The organism is Helicobacter brantae (assembly GCF_003364205.1).
GTDB classification, from domain to species: Bacteria; Campylobacterota; Campylobacteria; order Campylobacterales; family Helicobacteraceae; genus Helicobacter_G; species Helicobacter_G brantae.
On record NZ_NXLV01000002.1, the window covers coordinates 184,396 to 202,002 of the forward strand.

Below are 17,607 nucleotides of genomic sequence, written 5' to 3' on the forward strand. Positions count from 1 at the left end.
CCTCAAATGAGCGTATATGCAAGTCCGACTTGAGGGTGCTGTGGGCTTTGGTCAAAGCACTTAGAAAAAAACGGCTTCAATGCCAAAGAAATTAAAACTGATCAATGGTGGGATTACAAAGACAAAATGAATGTCCCCCAAGAGCTTAGAAGTTGCCATACAGGGGTGTATGAAGGATATTTCTTTGAGGGGCATATCCCTGCTGAAGATATCGCTAGATTTCTCAAAGAAAAACCCAAAGATATGATAGGTTTGGCTGTGCCTGATATGCCTCAAGGAAGCCCAGGGATGGAGCAAGGAATGGGGAGAGAGCCTTATAGCGTCTATTATGTCAAAAAAGATGGCAGTTATGGAGTGTGGGCAAGACACTAAAGGAGAAAAAATGAAAATTACCTACCAAGAAAGTGGGGTAAATATTGATGAGGGAAATGCGTTTGTAGAGGAAATCAAACCTTATGTGAAAAAGACTTTCAATAGCAATGTGATTGGAGGAATCGGCTCTTTTGCAGGAGCATACGCACTCCCTCAAGGCTATAAAAACCCCGTGATTTTGGGAGCGACTGATGGCGTGGGGACGAAGCTTAGACTTGCTATTGATTCGGGCAAACTTGGGGGAGTGGGGATAGATTTGGTAGCAATGTGTGTTAATGATTTGATATGTAATTTTGCTACTCCTATGTTTTTTTTGGATTACTATGCGTGTGGAAAACTCCAAAAGAGTCACGCCCTTGAAGTCATCAAAGGGATTTCTGAGGGGTGTTTGCAGGCCGAGTGTGCTCTTATTGGTGGAGAAACTGCTGAGATGCCAAGTATGTATGAGGGAGGGGATTTTGATCTAGCAGGGTTTGCTGTGGGTGTGGCAGAAAGAGAAGTGATAGAGGGGGAGAGCAAGGTGGGTGAGGGGGATTATCTCATTGCTTTGCCAAGCAGTGGTTTGCATAGCAATGGCTACTCTCTAGCTAGAAAAGTTTTGTTTGAAGAGCAAAAATTAAGTTTTGATTCTCAAATAGAGGGGGAAAATCTCATTGATATTCTTCTCAAGCCTACTCAAATCTATGTGAAGACTTTCAAACTCATCTCTAGCGATATTCACGCCCTAGCCCATATCACAGGGGGAGGGATAGTGGAGAATCTCCCTAGAGTCTTGCCCCAAGGTTTGGGGGCTGAAATTGATAAAAATTGCATAAAAACGCCAAAAATATTTCAAATTATTGCCAAAAATGTCGATAAGAAAGAATGCTTTAGGGTGTTTAATATGGGCGTTGGAATGATCATTGCTTGTCCTAAGGCTAAGATTGATAGTGTGATTGCCAAAAGTGGTGGTTATCTTATCGGTCAAGTCATAAAAGGAAAGGAAGTAACAATACGATGAATTTAGACTTACACGCAAAATCTCCATTTGAGAGAATCAGACTTTTTCTCAAACTTTACTCTCTCCCTGTTTTTGTCGCAATCTTTGGGATAGCAACTTATTGTATGGCATATGACAAGGCTTATGAATACAAATCTCAACACAAAGCCCCAACTTTGGCTCAAATCTCTAAGCCACAAATTGCTCCACAAATCACTCAAGAAATCCAAGCCCCTCAAGTGGTGGAGGCGATTGTTGAGCCACGCGATGAAGCGTTGGGTGAGTATTTTGTCGATGCTTCAGCCCTCAATGTTCGCTCTCACGCTTCTACTCAAGCCAAAATCAATGCAAAGCTTTATCGCTCTGCGTCTGTTGAAGTGATTGCAGTAGAGGGTGAGTGGGCTCAACTTGAAAATGGTTGGGTGCTTCTCAAATACCTCTCAAGAGCTTAAATGCAATATTTTGGAGTGATAGGCAATCCTATTGCCCACTCCCTCTCTCCCCTCATTCATAATTCTCTTTTTTCTCACTTCTCGCTTCAAGCCCATTACAAAAAGATTTTGCTTGAAAACTCAAATGATTTTCCCACAACACTTTGCCCTCTCAAAGGAGCAAATATCACGCTTCCCTACAAAGAGAGTGTTATCCCATTTTGTGATGAGATAAGAGGGATTGCCCAAGAGATAGGAGCAGTCAATACGCTCTATCGTGAAGGGGAGAGGTGGATAGGATACAACACCGATGCAGAGGGGTTTTACCTCTCTTTGGGGAATCACAAAATAAAAAATGCTCTCATTTTGGGAGCAGGGGGGAGTGCAAAAGCTGTGGTAAAAATCTTGCAAAAGCACAATGTCGCTGTTTCAATGCTTAATCGCACTATGGAGAAAATCGCTAGTTTTTCAGGTGTGAGGGCTTATGAGAGGGGAGAGAGCTATGAGCTTATTGTCAATACCACAAGTGCAGGGCTAAAAGGAGAGTTGCCCCTAGAGGAGCAACACCTTCAAGAGATATTTTCTCGCTCTTCTCTTGCTTTTGATTTGATTTATCCAAGCTCAAATTCAATCCACACATTGCAAGATTTTTTGAGATTTTTACGCCAAAGAGAGGACACATTGTTTTGCTCTTTTGCAAAAAAATGCAAAATCCCTAGAATTGATGGGCTTGATATGTTATGCTATCAAGCATTTTTGGCATTTGAGATTTTTTGTGCAAATAAGTATCATTTTGAAGAGATAAAGCAAGTGTTTTATCCATAAGGAGGAAAGATGAAAATTGATGATCAATTGCTAAGCAAGTTAGAAAGACTAGGAATGATTGAGATTGAAGAGAGCAAAAAAGAGGAGATAAAAGCCCAGCTTTCAGAGATTTTGGGATTTGTAGATAATATCGCTACACTTGACACCCAAGCCCTAAGCTCAAAAATAGAGCAAAAAACACCGATGAGGGAAGATATTCCTCACGATAGTCAGATTCAGCAAGATGTGCTTTCTCACGCTCCAAGAGCAGAAGATGGCTACTTTATCGTGCCAAAAATTATCGAGTAGTGGATAAGAGCAAAATCAAGCTCAGAGATGAGTGGAAAGAGGCGTTAGCTCAAGAGTTTGACAAGCCTTATTTTGCTCATATTAGAGAGTGCTATCTTGAAGCTAAGGCTAGAGGAGAGGTGATTTATCCCAAAGGAAGCCTAACCTTTGAAGCTCTCAATCGCCTAGCCCCTCAAGATGTGAGAGTAGTGATTTTGGGACAAGATCCCTATCATGGAAGTGAGGTGGTTGATGGGGTGCTTATCCCTCAAGCAATGGGGCTTAGCTTCTCTGTCCCCAAACCCCTCAAAGCTCCTCCAAGTCTAAAAAATATCTACAAAGAACTCCAAAATACCACTTCTTTTATCCCCCCAAACCACGGCGATTTGAGTGTATGGTGTGATAGGGGAGTGCTACTGCTTAATAGTGTATTATCTGTGGAAGCAGGTAAGGCAGGATCACATACGCATTTTGGGTGGGAGCAATTCAGCGATAGTGTGATTTCTTATATTTCCACTCATTTAAGTGGCGTGGTGTTTATGCTATGGGGAAATTATGCTAAGAAAAAAGCTTCATTGATTGATTCAAGCAAGCATTGCATTATTCAAGCTCCTCATCCTAGCCCACTTGCTAGAGGATTTGTGGGGAGTGGAGTGTTTTTGAGAGCCAATGAAGCACTTCAGAGATTTGGCTATCCTCCTATTGATTGGCAAAATTAGTTTTGTTTAGGGTATGTTTATTGCTTTTAGTCATTATTACAGCTAAGACTGAAAATTTTATAAAGAGCAATCAAGTTTGATTTGCCTTAATATTATTTTCTAGTCTTAGCAATGAAACACAAGGAGAGAATATGAAAAAGAAGTTATTTGCATTGCTTTTGGCAAGTGCTAGTTTGTTTTCAGTTGCTCAGGCAAGATTTTATATCGGTGTAGATGGTGCTTACACATCTCAAGGACTACCTGCCATTCAAGAGAAGGGCAAGGGTATTGAGTTTCACACCATTTCTCCTAGTGGTCTGAAAGATTTGATCAAAAATGGTTCAGGGGGATACTCTGTGGGCGTTGTGCTAGGAAGCGAGAGCTTTTGGGGGAAATATTTTGGAATGAGATGGGGGATTGGTGCAGGATATGCCTCTGTAAAAATCAAAGAAAAAAATAATGGAGAAACCACTAAAACTCCTATTGATACCCTCACTTCAGAGATAAGTGTAGATATGATGGTAAATTTTGTCAATACAGGAAGCTTCAGCTTTGGTGTATTTGGAGGGGTTGGAGCAGAGTATCAGTATGTGCTAAACAATGGCGATCCCAAAAAACACGCACTTGACTTTGTCGGAAGAACAGGACTAAGCACATTGCTTGGAGGACATCACAGAATGGAAGTTTTTGCAAAACTCCCCTTTGCAAGTATGTCTTCAAAGTTTAGTAGTGGAGATAGTAATGCTTTCTTGTATAAGATGAGCAAAGTATCTTTTGGTGCAAGTTATAAATTTGTATTCTAATGACTTCTAAAGGGGGTGGGACTTCCCTTTTCATTTGGAGCTTTAATATTCTTTGATAGAATCTCAAAATATCTAAAAAAATGAGAAAGGAAAGTAATGACTCCCAAAAAAGCAACTTTGATTGCCTCAAGTATCGCCTCACTTTTGGCACTTGTCAAACTCGTTGTGGGGCTGATGAGTGGCTCTGTGGCAGTTTTGGCAAGTGCGATTGATTCTTTGCTTGATGTAATCATTTCAGTTTTCAATTTCTTTGCACTCCACAAATCCGAACAACCTGCAAACCAAAAATTTAACTATGGGTATGGCAAGATTGAATCTTTGGCTTCTTTGGTTGAGGGCTTTATCATCGGCTGTTCTGGAGGATATATCTTATATGAGGCGATTGGCAAAATCATCTCCAAAGAGCATATTATAGAGCTAAATCAAACCATTGGGGTGATGGTGTTTTCTTTGGTGATGACTTTAGGGCTTGTTTCTTTCCTCTCCATCATGGTAAAAAAGAGCAAAAATCAAGTCTTAGAGGCTGATTTACTCCACTACAAAACCGATCTTTTAAGTAATGGTGGGGTTTTGCTCTCTTTGGCAATCATTTATTGGACAGATTGGCAGATTGTCGATGCGATTTTGGGAATCATTGTGGCGTTATATGTGATGTTTAGTGCCTTTGGGATTGTCAAAAAGGGTGTGCTAAATCTCCTTGATCGCTCTATTGATGAAGAATTGAGCCAAAAGATTGAAACAACGCTCAAAAACTCTCCAATCTCAAGCTATCACGGGCTAAAAAGTCGGATTTCAGGCAATACTCTTTTTATGGAAGTGCATTTGGTGTTTGATGAAAATATCTCTTTGCTTGAAGCCCACAATCTCTCTGAAGAGATAGAAGAGAAACTTGCCCAAAACGACACTACACTGCATTGGGTGATCCTTAGCCACCTTGATCCTTATGATGATTCGATTGCTAAGGATTAAGAAATCCTTTTGGCATAGGCAAGGACCTTTTCCTCTATCTTTTCTTTGAGTTCTTGGGGTTCTAGCACGGCGATATAGGGGAGATTTTTTAGAATCTCTTGCTCAATCCCCAAAAGATTGTTGCTCAAAAACTCAATAATCAGATTGCCATCTTTGTCTTCTATCACTTTTTGATGAGAGGCAAAATGCTTTTGTTTGAAGAGTGGGGCGACTTCTGGATAGACAAAGAGAGAGATGAGGATTTTTGGCTCTTTGAAAAACTCAGCTTCAAAGCGTCTAAAAGATTCTTTGGAGAAGACAAATCGCTTTCTTAGAAGCTTAACCTTCTCAATTTTTTCAAGACACAAAAAAAGCATTCTCTCTTCTTTTTTTGCAAAAAGATACCATTGGGCATTGATTGAGGCGATTTTATAGGGCTGAATGCCACTCAAAGTCTCTCCTTGGTAGGAGAGAGAGATTTGAGTGGATTTTTTCATCGCATTTTGCAAAGAGAGGATAATGTCAAGTTTTTGAGTTAGGCTTTTTGCTTGGAGTTGCAAGAAAGAAGTATCATCTTTGATTGCTTGGTATTTGGAGAAGATTTGAGAGGTGATGAGGGCAAACTCTTCTCCCATTGATTGGGCAAAATTACAAAGGCAATCGATGATAAAATCTTCTTGCTCTCCTTGAGTTTTGAGAAAAAATTGATGTCCCTCTTTTATCAGGCTTGAGCTTTTTAATCGCTCTTTTAAATCCCTTTGAATGGTCTTGGTGCTGACATTATAATCTTTTGCTAATGTTGAGATTTTAAGCTTCTCTCCTGCATAAAGTCTTTTGATGATATTCATCAATCTTTGATGAGTTGTTTCCATACTATTCTCCAAAACTCAAAATAAAAATATATAATGCCCTATTTTTAAATATTTCTCTACAAAAAGGACACAAAATGTTCCAAGAATTGGTGCAAACTCAGCGAGATTTTTTCAATACCCACAAAAGCAAGGATATTTCTTTCAGAAAAAATGCACTCCAAAACCTCAAGCAAAGTATCCTCAATCATAGAGATGAGATTTGTAGTGCATTGTGTGATGATCTAGGCAAACACCCGCTAGAGGGATATATGGCAGAAGTGGTTTTGGTGCTAGAGGAGATTAACCACGCACTCAAAGATATAGAAAAATACGCCAAACCCAAGAGAGTGATAAGTCCTATTACACATTTTATGGGGAAAAGTGAAGTGTATTATGAGCCTTATGGTGTGGCACTGGTTATCTCTCCTTGGAATTATCCCTTTGCTTTGAGTATGACGCCACTCATTGGTGCGATTGCTTCAGGAAATTGCGTGATTCTCAAGCCCTCAAGCTACTCTAAAAAGACTGAAGAGGTGATATGCAAGATTATTGAAGAATGCTTTGAGAGGGAGTATGTGTGCGTGGTGTGTGGGGGACATCAAGAGGTGCAGGGGTTATTAGAAGAGCATTTGGATTATATCTTTTTTACAGGGAGTGTGCAGGTAGGAAAGATTGTGATGGAGAAAGCCTCCAAACACCTCACACCTGTAACTTTGGAGCTTGGAGGGAAGAATCCTTGCATTATTGAGGGTAGTGCAGATTTGGATTTGGCAGTCAAAAGAGTGGTGTGGGCGAAGTTTTTCAATAGTGGGCAAACTTGTATCGCCCCTGATTATGTGCTAGTGGATCAAAAATTCCAAAAAGTCTTTATTGAGAAAGTCCAAAAACAACTCAAAGAATACTTTGGGGAAGATGCAATGGTTTCCAAAGACTTTGGGAAAATCATCACCCAAAGACACTATGAGAGGGCAAAAAGTTTGCTTGATATGAATGTGGGGAGAGTGTATGGGGGGAGATGGGATGATGAAGCCCACAAAATTGAGCCAACGATTATTGACTTTGGATTGCTCAGTGAGGCAAAAAAGGCATTGGAAACTCCAATGATGCAAGATGAGATTTTTGCTCCATTTATGCCTGTATTTTTCTATCAAGATTTAAAAGAATGTATTAATCTTATCCATAGCTTCCAGCGTCCTTTGGCTCTATATCTTTTCACACAAGACAAAGCTGTGGAGCAGAAAATCATCAAAGAGATTTCTTATGGGGGAGGGTGTATCAATGATTGCATAATGCATATTGCAAACCCTTATTTGCCTTTTGGGGGAGTGGGGTATAGTGGTATGGGTTCATATCATGGCAAGGCAAGTTTTGAAACCTTTAGCCACAAAAAATCAATCTACCACTCCCCAAAATTTGAAATCCCTTTGCGATATCCCCCATTTGATAAGCCTATCTTTGGAATCGCTAGAAAGAAGTTGCTTGATTTTCTCTTTGCTCGCTAAGAGGTAAGCGTGAGGGTAGAAAGCCTATTTAAATAGTTCTTGATAGGCTTTTTCGCATTCAGAGTTTGTTTTGGAACAATTAAGCAATGTATTTTTAGCCATATTGTCCTCATTGTTGTTGTAGTAATAATAAGCTAACCATAGTTCAGCCATTGAGTTATTGAGTAGAATTGCTTTTTCAAAATAATGAATAATTGTTTGTTGATTATATTTTCCTTTTGGTTCAGTCGCCATAAATAATGCAACCAAAAGAGCTGACGAGGGATTACCCAAATCGGCGGATTTTTTAAAACACTCTATTGCTTTTTGAATGTCTTTTTGAAAATATGCTCCGTAAAGATATCCTAGGGCTAGATAGTAATACTGCATTGCTTTGCCATACTCGTTTGACACCTTAGCTTGACTAGCATTTTTGACGGCACTAGTTAGGTTTTGTTCAACGCCTATTCCGTAGAGATTCATTTCTGCAAGAATCATAAAAATTTCTTGTTTTTCTTGCATATCAAGATTATTGAAGTAATCATAACTTTTATGAAAATCCTGTTTGATAGGAGAGCATTTTTTTCCACAAAAATACAAAATACCCTTAATCAAATTCTTATTTTGCATATTTTGATTTATGTATTTGATAGTTTCTGCTCCTGTTTTAAAATGTTTATTGAAAGAATACAAAGTGGAGAAAAAATCAACCTCATTCCGAATAATTATGTCCTTTTGTTGGATAAATTCTTTAAGTAAGATCTCCTTATCATACAAAGACAGGGCAATGGGGTGAAGATCAGCAAGATTTCTTTTTCTAGCTTGAGATATTTCTTGTTCTGATGGATAGTTGATGGCTAATGATAAAAGAAAGATTAGTGGAAAAATTAAAGAGATGAAGACTTTAATAAATATATCTTTTTTTGTATGCTGAGAGATAAATGTTTGTTTTACTCTTTTTGAAAAAAGAAAGTAGAAGAACCAAATAATGCACCACAAAAAACCCTTGCCTTTTGAAAAAATCACTCCAAAAAGGCATAAAATAAAATAAATTAACATAAAAATTTTTGTATTTTTATTTTTTGAAAAAAATAGAAGAACACCAAAGCATGAGAAAAAAGCCATAAGAATGCAATATGTAATGAAAGACATATCAAAAGGATTGTTGATTATCGTGTCGATAATATTTTTTTTGCTAAAAACAGTCAAAGAAGGAAAAAGTATTGTTGTTGCTGTATTGAAGATAAGCCCAATCGCAAATAGATCAAGCCAACCTCCAATTTTTGGAGTTTGGGGTACTTTCTTAGATTCTTGTGGGATTGAATTTTCTACTTGAGTTATTTCCACACATTCTTGAATTTCAACTTCTTTTTGCGATTCTATTTCGCTATCGGATTTGACTTCTTCTTCAGCTTCTTGATGAAATTTAAAGCCACAATTAGCACAAAACTTTGCGTTTTCGCTTCTTGGACTACCGCATTCTTGACAAAAATTATTCATATCACTCCATTTTATTTTTTAATCTAATAGTTTAACATTTTTGTGCTTAAAGTAATTTTAGACAGACTTTTGTGTTCTTTGTCTATCTGTATTCCAAAATCACCTCAAGAATCTCTTTAGCCCCATTAGAAGAGATAAGGGTGGGGAGGGTTTTTGAAGTTTGCTTGATTGGAAACTCTAGGAGGCCTTCTAAGATTTGAGGGCTTAAATCTTCTTGCTTACATAGTAGCCCTAGCCCCTTTTGTGAGAAAAAGAGAGCGTTGTAGAATTGATGATTTTTGGCTGCATAAGGATAGGGGATATAGAGGGCAGGGAGGGCATTGGCACACATCTCCCACACGCTTGAAGCTCCTGCTCTTGAGATGCAAAAATCAGCCTCCCTCATCACCTCTACTAGATTGGGGCTAAAAGCAAAGAGATTGACAGGGATTGCTAACTCCTTGTAAGCATTTTGCAATCGTTCAAAATCTCTCTCCCCGCTTTGATGAATGATTTTTATCCCTTTTTGGTGCAGAAGTGGAGTGATTTGGAGTGCAAAATCATTGATTGCCACAGCCCCTTGAGAGCCTCCTAAGAAAAGTATAGTTTTAAGCTCCACCCTCTCTCTAGCATTATCAAAAAACTCTTTTCTCACAGGATAAGGGGTAGCACAAAAGTTTTTTCCCTCTCCCTCAAAACTCCCAAAAACCTTTTTGGCAAATGGGGAGAGAATGCGATTGAGTGTGCCTTTGATTGCGTTTTGCTCGTGGATAAAAAGAGGAATAAAACTTAGAAGTGAAGCAAAAGAAGCAGGAGCAGAGCTATACCCTCCTACGCTAAAGAGGTGGGTGATTTTGTGTTTTTTGAGAATTTTGTAGGCCAAAAAAGTAGCTTTGAGTTGAGCTAAAAGGGATTTGAATATACCCAAGCCTTTTTGATTGACAACCCCTTGAGTGGGGAGAAAATAGCGGAAAGAAAATCCCTCTTCACTCTCAAACCACGCTCTATCTTGCCCTTGTGTAGAGCCGATATAAATGCAAGGAATTCCCCTCTTTTGGCACTCTTGCATCAAAGCCTTTGCGATAGCTAGATGCCCTCCTGTCCCCCCTCCACTGATTGCGATATTGACTTTTGATTTCATTTATCTAGGGAATCCCCTTCCTCTCATCTGTTGCATCATTCCCATCAAATCTTGCATTCCACCCTTAGAGCTGAGTTTTTTTGCCATTTTGGAAGCATTGTCAAATTGCTTAATGATTCGATTGATATCAGCTACTTCTAGCCCACACCCTAGAGCGATTCTCTTGCGTCTTGAGCCATTGAGGATTTCAGGATTTTCTCTCTCTTTTTTTGTCATAGAATTCACCATTGCTCTAATGTTTTTAATCTCAGTGGAGTTATCCAAATCCACATTTTTGAGTGCTCCTGACATTCCTCCAAGTCCAGGGATCATTCCCACTAGATTGCCTAGATTTCCAAGCTTTTTGACATTTTCGATTTGAGCTAGAAAATCCTCAAAGCCAAACTGCCCTTTTTTGATTTTTTTGGCAATATCTTTGCTTTCTTTCTCGCTAAACACCCCTGCAGTTTTCTCTGCCAAAGAAGTGATATCTCCTGCCCCCATAAGCCTTGAGACAATCCTCTCAGGCAAGAAAATATCCAAATCTGCTACTTTCTCCCCACTTCCGATAAATCGCAAAGAGATTCCAAGCTGATAGGCGATAGATAGGGCAATCCCTCCTTTGCTATCGCTATCAAATTTACTCAAAATCACCCCATCAATGCCTATTTTTTGATTGAATGCTTCAGCATTTCTTACCCCCTCTTGTCCGCTCAAGCTATCAGCGACATAGAAGGTCTCATAAGGTTTGACTATCTCTTTGACTTCTTTAAGCTCATTCATTAGCTCCTCATCAATGGCTAATCGCCCTGCTGTATCAAACAAAATCACATCATAAAGTTTGCTCTCAGCATAGCTCAAAGCCTCTTTTGCCACCTCTTGAGGGCGTGAGGCAGAACACTCAAAAAAATCTACTTCAATTTGTTTGGCAAGTTGGCGTAACTGCTCTACTGCTGCCATTCTTTGCAAATCACAAGGCACAAGCAAAACTTTTTTGCCCTTGCCTTTGAGATAGTTGGCAAGTTTGGCTGTGGTTGTAGTCTTTCCACTTCCTTGCAAACCTACCATTAAGATACTTGTAGGGGGCTTGGAGGCGAAAGTGAATCCTTGATTGCCTGAAGTGGTAAGAAGTTTAGTTAGGGCGTCTTGCAAGGCTTGGAGGAAGTTTTGTTTGCCAATCCCTTTGGCTTTGACTTGAGTTTCCACTTGAGAGAGAAGCTCTTTTGTGGCTTTGTGATAGACATCGTTTTTGAGTAAGACTTTTTTTAGCTCATCAAGAGCCTTACTCAAAGCCCTTTCATCATCACTAAAGCGGATTTTGTTGGCAATGGAGCGAAAAGAGTCGCTAAATACATCAAACATTTTAAACCTTTAAAAATAAAAATAAAAATGTATTGTAAAAAAACTTATGGGAATTTTGCTTATTTTTGTTGAGAAATTTTATCTTTGATAGTGTATTATCCCCCAAAGAATAAAAATTATCAAAGGATAAAGCTATGGATTTTGAAGGGAATCTCAAAAAAGGAGGATTGAAAATCACTCCTCAAAGAATCACGATTTTAAAAGAGATTCAAAAAGCAGGACATGCAACCGTTGATGAGATTTATGAGAGGATTTTGGAGATTTATCCCTCAATCTCACTTGCAACGATTTACAAAAATCTCACTTCAATGTGTGAGGCAGGGATACTCAATGAGATAAAACCCCCTTTGCAAAAGCAACGCTATGAGCTTAACCACACTCCACACTCTCATCTTATTTGTCAAATCTGTGGGAGTTTGCAAGATATTGATTTGGATTTTCAATCTCTTGGACTTGAGGGGGTTTGTAGAGATTTTGAGGTAACAAACATTAGCATTGCATTGTATGGGATTTGCAAAGAGTGCAAAAACGCTTAGCGACTTTTAAATTTTTGAAATTTATGCTATCTTTTTTGTGTATTAAGGTTATACTAAGGTAAAAACACACAAAGGGAGAGCATAATGAAAATCATTCAAGCCCAAGAGATTATCCAAGAGGTGAGCAAACTCTGCATTAGCTCTTGCAAGGAATTACCTCAAGATGTCCAAAATGCTTTCTCTCAAGCCTATCATACCGAGAGCTCATTGCTTGGCAAAAATATCCTCTCTAGCCTTATTCTCAATGCCAAAATCGCTCAAGAAAAACAAATTCCAATCTGCCAAGATACAGGATTGTGTGTGGTGTTTGTAGAGATTGGGCAAGATGTACATATTCAAGGAGGATTACTAGAGGAGGCGATCCAAAGTGGCGTGGCTATGGGATATGAGAGTGGCTATCTTAGAAAGTCAGTAGTCAGTGATCCTCTCTTTGAGCGAAAAAATACAAAAAACAATACCCCTGCAGTGATTCACTATGAGATAGTAGAAGGAGAGAATCTCAAAATCACCCTAGCTCCTAAGGGGTTTGGAAGTGAGAATAAATCTGCCCTTTGTATGCTAACCCCTGCTCAAGGAATTGAGGGGCTAAAAAAGTTTTTTATCCAAACTCTAGAAAACGCAGGCCCAAACTCTTGCCCCCCACTTCTAGTAGGAGTAGGAGTGGGTGGAAGTATGGAGAAGTGTGCGATTTTGGCAAAAAAGGCAATTATACGAGAGATTGGCTCTCACAATCCTCATCCACAATATGCAAGATTAGAAGATGAGTTACTAAAAATTGCCAATGATTTGGGGATAGGACCTCAAGGGCTAGGAGGGAATACCACAGCTTTTGGTGTAAATATCGAGTGGTATCCTACTCATATTGCAGGGCTTCCTGTGGCAATCAATATCAATTGCAATGCCATACGCCATAAAAGTGTAGTGCTTTAAGGAGGGAAAATGAAAATCTTACAAGCTCCTTTTAAGAGTGAGGAATTAAAGAGCTTAAATGCAGGAGAGAGTGTGCTTATCAATGGAAGTTTTTTGGTTTGTCGTGATGCGGGGCATAAGCGACTTTATGAGTGTTTGCAAGAGGGCAAAGAGCTTCCACTTTCTTTGAGGGGGGAGTGCATTTATTATATGGGACCAAGCCCTGCAAAACCCAATGAAGTGATTGGCTCAGCAGGACCTACGACAAGTGGAAGAATGGATTTTTATACCCCCTCTTTGCTTGAAGTGGGATTGAAGGCAATGATAGGCAAAGGCTATCGCTCACAAGAAGTGATAGAGAGTATGATTAAACATAAGGCAGTGTATTTTGTCTGCATTGGTGGAGCAGGAGCATTGCTTTCTCAAAGAATCAAAAGCTATGAGGTTTTAGCCTATGAAGATTTGGGGGCAGAAGCGATTGCTAGGGTTGAAGTGGAGGATTTTCCTTGCATTGTGGCAATTGATTGTAGGGGGAATGATTTTTATAAGCAAGGCAGAATGCTCTCAAGTGTGCATATTGTGCCTTAAAACCTCGCTCAAACTTATCAATCCCTTTGAGGCTTTGAGCAAAGCATTTTCAAAGATTGAGATAAAGCCTTGAGCGTTTAAGTGCTTTAAGATTTCCTCTTTTGGAGCATTTTGGCGAATGAGGGCTTTGAGCTCTTGGTTGAGGGGGAGGATCTCATGAATCAGCACTCTTCCTTTATATCCCTTAAAATAGCAATGAATACACCCCTTTGCTTCATAAAAAGTGCTTTGATGAAACTTTGGAGGAATGAGTTTGAGGGTAGAGCTAGAGAGTGTGATTGCTTCTTTGCAGTGAGGACAGAGCCTAGAGATGAGGCGTTGAGAGATGATGAGGTGGAGGATTGAGGCGATAAGATAGGGTTTGGCATTCATATCAAGCAATCGCTCAATAGAGCTTAGGGCGTCATTTGTATGCAAGGTGCTTAGCACAAGGTGTCCTGTAAGAGAGGAGCGAATCGCCAAAGATAGCGTCTCTTCATCTCTAATCTCTCCCACCATTATGATATCAGGATCTTGGCGAAGGAGAGAACGCAAAGCTTCTTTGAATCCAAAACCATAGCCTTCATTGATACTTACTTGAGTGAGCTCTGCTACATCATATTCCACAGGATCTTCAAGAGTGATGATTTTTTTGTGAGTGTTTTTGAGAGAGTGGAGCATTGAGTAAAGTGTGGTGCTTTTGCCACTTCCTGTGGGGCCTGTAACAAAAATCAATCCAAAAGGAATGCTAAGATAGGGGTTTAAGTCTTGATCAAACCCTAGCTCTTGAAAACTTAGATTTTTTATCTCTTTATATAAGATTCTAATGACAATACATTCTCCTTTGGTAGTGGGAATGCAAGAGATTCTGAAATCAAATGAAAGAGAGTTAAAAACCCTCAAAAACTTGCCATCTTGGGGCTTTCTTTTCTGATGAATATCAAGAAGGCATTCAAGCTTGATATAAGAGCTTAGAAGTGAGAAAACCTCAAGAGGAAGTGTGCAAAACTCTTGCAAATCCCCATCGATTCTCACCCTCACTTCTGCCCTTTCTTCTTGGGATTGCATATGAATATCACTTGCTCCTCTCTCAACGCTCTCTTTCAAGATGAAATCAAGCAATTTTTGGATAGCCAAATCCTCATCTTGAGAGATTTGCTCTGAGATTGTGCTAATTTGCTCTTGAAATAGGGCTTGTTTGATGATGATTTCAAAACTCTCTTGTGAGATTTTTTCAATCTCAAAGTCTTCTTTTGAGCAAAGCAAGTCTTTGAAGATAGGGAGATTGGTGGGGTTTGCTGTATAGATGAGGTGGGGGTTGGTGGGGGAGATGAGTGTTTGGAGTCTTTGACAAACTTCAAGGGGCAAGGGGTGAGTAGGCATTGCTTTTTCCTTGATAGAGATTTTTAAGCTCCTCTTCTTTTGCATTTTTAAGAAGCTGTTTGAATTGGGTGGGGAATTTTGAGCTTTCTTTGTAGTGATTTTCTTCTAGTGTGCTTTGAGATTGAATGATTTTGGGAGAGATAATGATGACAATCTCTTCAGCAAAATTGCTATTCCATTTGTATTTGAAAAGCAAATCAAGCAAGGGAATATCTCCAAGCAAGGGGATTTTGAACTCTTTTTTAAGTTGGATATTTGAGATAAGCCCTCCTAAAATGATTTTCTCTCCACTTTTGAGCTTTACCATTGAGGAGATTTGATTGGTAGAGAGATTGGGTGGGGTTTTTAAGGCGTTAGCTTCATTTTCTACCTCACTATTTTTAGCCCTTGTGATAGAGGGATTGATTTTGAGGATGATATCTTCTCCTTGAATTGAGGGAGTTACATCAAGCAAAACTCCTGCAAAAAGGCTTGGGTAGTTTTCTGTGGAGTTTTGAATGCTTGTGTTTGAAGTATTGCTTTGATAGATTGAGTTTTGAGTATAACGCAACACGCTTCCTACTGAGATGATAGCAGGTTGATTATTGAGTGTGAGGATTTTGGGATTACTTAGAGAGCGAGTTTCTCCATAGCTTTGCAAGAACTCTACAATGCGATTGAGTGTAACGCCTTGAGAGAAGATATTAAGCTCCATATTTAGCCCACCACTTCCTAGACTCAAAAAACTAGCCCCTGAACTTCCCATAGGAGAGAGGGAGAGATTGCCAAGATTGTAAAACTCATTCCAGTTGATTCCTGAAGTTTGAGAGTTGCTATGTCTGATTGTGAAAATATGCACATCAATCAATACTTGAGAGTGCATTTTGTTATGGAGTTTGGCAAGGTAGTTTCTTACTCTTTGGTGTTGGGATTTTGTGGCTGTGAGGGTGAGAAGTCCAGCATTTTTGTTGATTGTGATTGAGGGGGTGATTTTTTCAATAAATTTATCAGATTGCCTATAAGCAATTTGCTTAATTTCTTTCTCTATCTCTCCCCAAAAATTATTTTCATCAACGGATAGAATCTTTGTGCCACTTTTGGCATTTGAGAGTTGAGGGGATTCTTGAGAGAAAAAGGGTTGGATTTCTTGAGAGCTTGGATTTTGAGAGAGAATCACATCAGTGCTACTTGAGCTTTTTCTTGAGGTGGAAACATAGTTGATATCATAGGTTTGAGTGGAGAGAAAAGAGATTTTTAAGATTTTGTTTTTGAGGGTGTATCTCAAATCATTTTCTTCCAAAAGCAATTCAAGGAAGGGCTTTGCCCCCATTTCTCTAATATGGAAAATGGGTTTAGTGCTAAGTAGGATTGTAGGAGAGAGACTATCAGCATAGATAAGGCTCAAATCACAAGTTTGAGCGATTTGCTCTAGGATTTCTTGTGAGCTAATTGTTCCATTGGCGACAAAGGAGAATTTTTTATCACACTCAAAGCAATAAGAGAGCAAAAAACAACAGACAAAGACAAGCCACGCTTTCATTGAAAGCTCCTTTTGATTTGCAAAACAATCATTTGATCCTCACACATAAGAGAGGCAGAATAAGAGGTGATTTCTTTGAGAGTGCAATCTTGGATTTTCTCCCCCACAGAGAGCCAAGTGTCATCAATCTTTGCTTTTTGATTGAAGAGGGCTTGGAGATGAAGTGGGGCTTTGGGGCTTTGGGGTTTGAAGAAATGCAGGGTGGCAAAAGGGAGGGGTGAGAATTTTTGCTCTATTGTTTTTGGGTTTATGGAAGCAAAAGAGGGCAAAGAGAGATTGAGGATTTTTTGATTTTTTAAAGTGAGGGAAAAATCGCCTTTGGAATCTAGAGCAAAAGAGCTAACTAGCATTGAGGGGGAGGCAAGGGTGTGCAGTAGGGTAAAAAATCTCTCTTGCTCTATCCTCCCTTTCAGTGAAATGGTGTAGTTTGCTTTTTCATCTTGGCTTTGGGTTTGTGTGATAGAGAGGGCGTGTTGGTGGAGAAGCTCTAGGGTTTGGTTATAAGAGAGTGAAGTAGCATTAAAAGAGGTATAAAATCTTTCAATCTCTTGGGGGTTGAGATCAGTGGTTTTGCTGAGTTTATGGGCTTGGAAGTTGAGAAAGGAGGGGTAGATAAAGTATTCAAAACAGATAAAAAAGCACAGGGTAAGCCATAGGAGTTTGAAAAGCTTGATTTCTCTTGGGCTTCTTTTGGCAAAAAAATGATTTAAGAGATTCATAAAATGATCTCCAAAGTCTTGCAATCAACAATCTTGCTGACATACTCTTTTGAAGCAAGTGAAAAGATGAGGGATTGAGGAAAGGGGGTAGCAAATGTGAGGGTTAGGATTTGGCTATCACAAAGCTTTATGGAGAGTAGGGGATATTGTTTGGAGATATTTTCTAGCTCTTGGAGAAGAGAGAATAAAGAAGCATTACTAGGCATGGAGTGCAAAGTGGAGAGGATTTGGAGTGAGCGTGTATCAGTAGGAGGTGGAGAGGGGGAGAGAAAACAGATGATAGAAGTGAGGGCAATACAAAGCAGGGAAGAGAGCCCCATAAATCTTAGGAGATGATGAGAGGGGGTGGGGGGAGGAT

Annotated in this window: 20 protein-coding genes; 12 read left to right on the top strand and 8 right to left on the bottom strand. The window is 39.4% G+C overall.

Translation table 11 applies throughout. From position 1 onward, the window contains the following. Positions 1-126 precede the first annotated feature (126 nt). The 8 genes from CQA58_RS08385 (at position 127) to CQA58_RS02130 (ending at position 5,344) form a co-directional block, all read left to right on the top strand. Positions 127-372: a DUF411 domain-containing protein gene (locus tag CQA58_RS08385; RefSeq protein ID WP_115569066.1), complete on the top strand. Its 246-nt coding sequence runs from the start codon at positions 127-129 to the stop codon at positions 370-372. Between the two features lie 10 nt (positions 373-382). Further along, positions 383-1,372, top strand: a complete 990-nt coding sequence (purM, locus tag CQA58_RS02100) for a phosphoribosylformylglycinamidine cyclo-ligase (RefSeq protein ID WP_115569067.1) — start codon at positions 383-385, stop codon at positions 1,370-1,372. Further along, positions 1,369-1,803 (top strand): SH3 domain-containing protein, encoded by a 435-nt coding sequence (locus CQA58_RS02105; RefSeq protein ID WP_115569068.1) that lies wholly within the window; start codon positions 1,369-1,371, stop codon positions 1,801-1,803. Before purM ends, CQA58_RS02105 begins: the two co-directional genes overlap by 4 nt. Beyond that, entirely contained in the window at positions 1,804-2,607 is an 804-nt protein-coding gene (locus tag CQA58_RS02110) for a shikimate dehydrogenase (protein WP_115569069.1), read from the top strand. A gap of 9 nt (positions 2,608-2,616) precedes the next feature. Beyond that, positions 2,617-2,895 (top strand): Asp-tRNA(Asn)/Glu-tRNA(Gln) amidotransferase subunit GatC, encoded by a 279-nt coding sequence (gatC, locus tag CQA58_RS02115; RefSeq protein ID WP_115569070.1) that lies wholly within the window; start codon positions 2,617-2,619, stop codon positions 2,893-2,895. Next, positions 2,895-3,593, top strand: a complete 699-nt coding sequence (ung, locus tag CQA58_RS02120) for a uracil-DNA glycosylase (protein WP_115569071.1) — start codon at positions 2,895-2,897, stop codon at positions 3,591-3,593. Before gatC ends, ung begins: the two co-directional genes overlap by 1 nt. 131 nt (positions 3,594-3,724) lie before the next feature. Beyond that, the gene (locus CQA58_RS02125; protein WP_115569072.1) at positions 3,725-4,375 is read left to right on the top strand and encodes an outer membrane beta-barrel protein; all 651 of its coding nucleotides are present in this window, start codon (positions 3,725-3,727) and stop codon (positions 4,373-4,375) included. Positions 4,376-4,471: 96 nt separating this feature from the next. Beyond that, positions 4,472-5,344 carry a cation diffusion facilitator family transporter gene (locus CQA58_RS02130; RefSeq protein WP_115569073.1) on the top strand — a complete coding sequence of 291 codons (873 nt, stop codon included), beginning with the start codon at positions 4,472-4,474 and terminating at the stop codon, positions 5,342-5,344. Here the strand turns inward: CQA58_RS02130 and CQA58_RS02135 are convergent. Next, on the bottom strand, positions 5,341-6,195 hold the full coding sequence (locus tag CQA58_RS02135; protein ID WP_115569074.1) for a helix-turn-helix transcriptional regulator: 855 nt from the start codon (positions 6,193-6,195) through the stop codon (positions 5,341-5,343). The two genes, CQA58_RS02130 and CQA58_RS02135, sit on opposite strands and share 4 nt — an antisense overlap. Positions 6,196-6,269: 74 nt before the next feature. Between CQA58_RS02135 and CQA58_RS02140 the strand changes: the two genes are divergently transcribed. Next, complete coding sequence (locus CQA58_RS02140) at positions 6,270-7,676, top strand: aldehyde dehydrogenase (protein WP_115569075.1); 1,407 nt, start codon at positions 6,270-6,272, stop codon at positions 7,674-7,676. Positions 7,677-7,700: 24 nt separating this feature from the next. Here CQA58_RS02140 and CQA58_RS02145 read toward each other — a convergent pair whose 3' ends face one another. The 3 genes from CQA58_RS02145 to ffh form a co-directional block, all read right to left on the bottom strand. After that, positions 7,701-9,155, bottom strand: coding sequence for a DUF2569 family protein (locus CQA58_RS02145; protein WP_115569076.1), 1,455 nt, complete (start codon positions 9,153-9,155; stop codon positions 7,701-7,703). An 82-nt stretch (positions 9,156-9,237) separates the two neighbouring features. Beyond that, positions 9,238-10,275, bottom strand: a complete 1,038-nt coding sequence (gene murG / locus CQA58_RS02150; protein ID WP_115569077.1) for an undecaprenyldiphospho-muramoylpentapeptide beta-N-acetylglucosaminyltransferase — start codon at positions 10,273-10,275, stop codon at positions 9,238-9,240. After that, on the bottom strand, positions 10,276-11,616 hold the full coding sequence (gene ffh, locus CQA58_RS02155) for a signal recognition particle protein (protein WP_115569078.1): 1,341 nt from the start codon (positions 11,614-11,616) through the stop codon (positions 10,276-10,278). It lies immediately after the preceding gene. Between the two features lie 134 nt (positions 11,617-11,750). Between ffh and CQA58_RS02160 the strand changes: the two genes are divergently transcribed. From CQA58_RS02160 to CQA58_RS02170, 3 genes are all read left to right on the top strand, one after another. Then, entirely contained in the window at positions 11,751-12,152 is a 402-nt protein-coding gene (locus tag CQA58_RS02160) for a Fur family transcriptional regulator (protein WP_115569079.1), read from the top strand. Between the two features lie 84 nt (positions 12,153-12,236). Then, on the top strand, positions 12,237-13,082 hold the full coding sequence (locus CQA58_RS02165; RefSeq protein ID WP_115569080.1) for a fumarate hydratase: 846 nt from the start codon (positions 12,237-12,239) through the stop codon (positions 13,080-13,082). Positions 13,083-13,091: 9 nt separating this feature from the next. Then, on the top strand, positions 13,092-13,649 hold the full coding sequence (locus CQA58_RS02170) for a Fe-S-containing hydro-lyase (protein WP_115569081.1): 558 nt from the start codon (positions 13,092-13,094) through the stop codon (positions 13,647-13,649). Here the strand turns inward: CQA58_RS02170 and CQA58_RS02175 are convergent. From CQA58_RS02175 to CQA58_RS08205, 4 genes are all read right to left on the bottom strand, one after another. Continuing rightward, a complete protein-coding gene (locus CQA58_RS02175; protein ID WP_170126721.1) occupies positions 13,626-15,011 on the bottom strand; it encodes a GspE/PulE family protein in 1,386 nt (461 codons plus the stop codon). The two genes, CQA58_RS02170 and CQA58_RS02175, sit on opposite strands and share 24 nt — an antisense overlap. Further along, the gene (gene mshL, locus CQA58_RS02180) at positions 14,986-16,530 is read right to left on the bottom strand and encodes a pilus (MSHA type) biogenesis protein MshL (RefSeq protein ID WP_115569083.1); all 1,545 of its coding nucleotides are present in this window, start codon (positions 16,528-16,530) and stop codon (positions 14,986-14,988) included. Before mshL ends, CQA58_RS02175 begins: the two co-directional genes overlap by 26 nt. Then, positions 16,527-17,249, bottom strand: a complete 723-nt coding sequence (locus tag CQA58_RS02185; RefSeq protein ID WP_115569084.1) for a hypothetical protein — start codon at positions 17,247-17,249, stop codon at positions 16,527-16,529. The genes mshL and CQA58_RS02185 overlap by 4 nt, the downstream gene beginning before the upstream one ends. Next, positions 17,246-17,607: hypothetical protein (locus tag CQA58_RS08205; RefSeq protein ID WP_170126722.1), on the bottom strand; the 362-nt coding region annotated here is incomplete at its 5' end. The genes CQA58_RS08205 and CQA58_RS02185, both read right to left, overlap by 4 nt.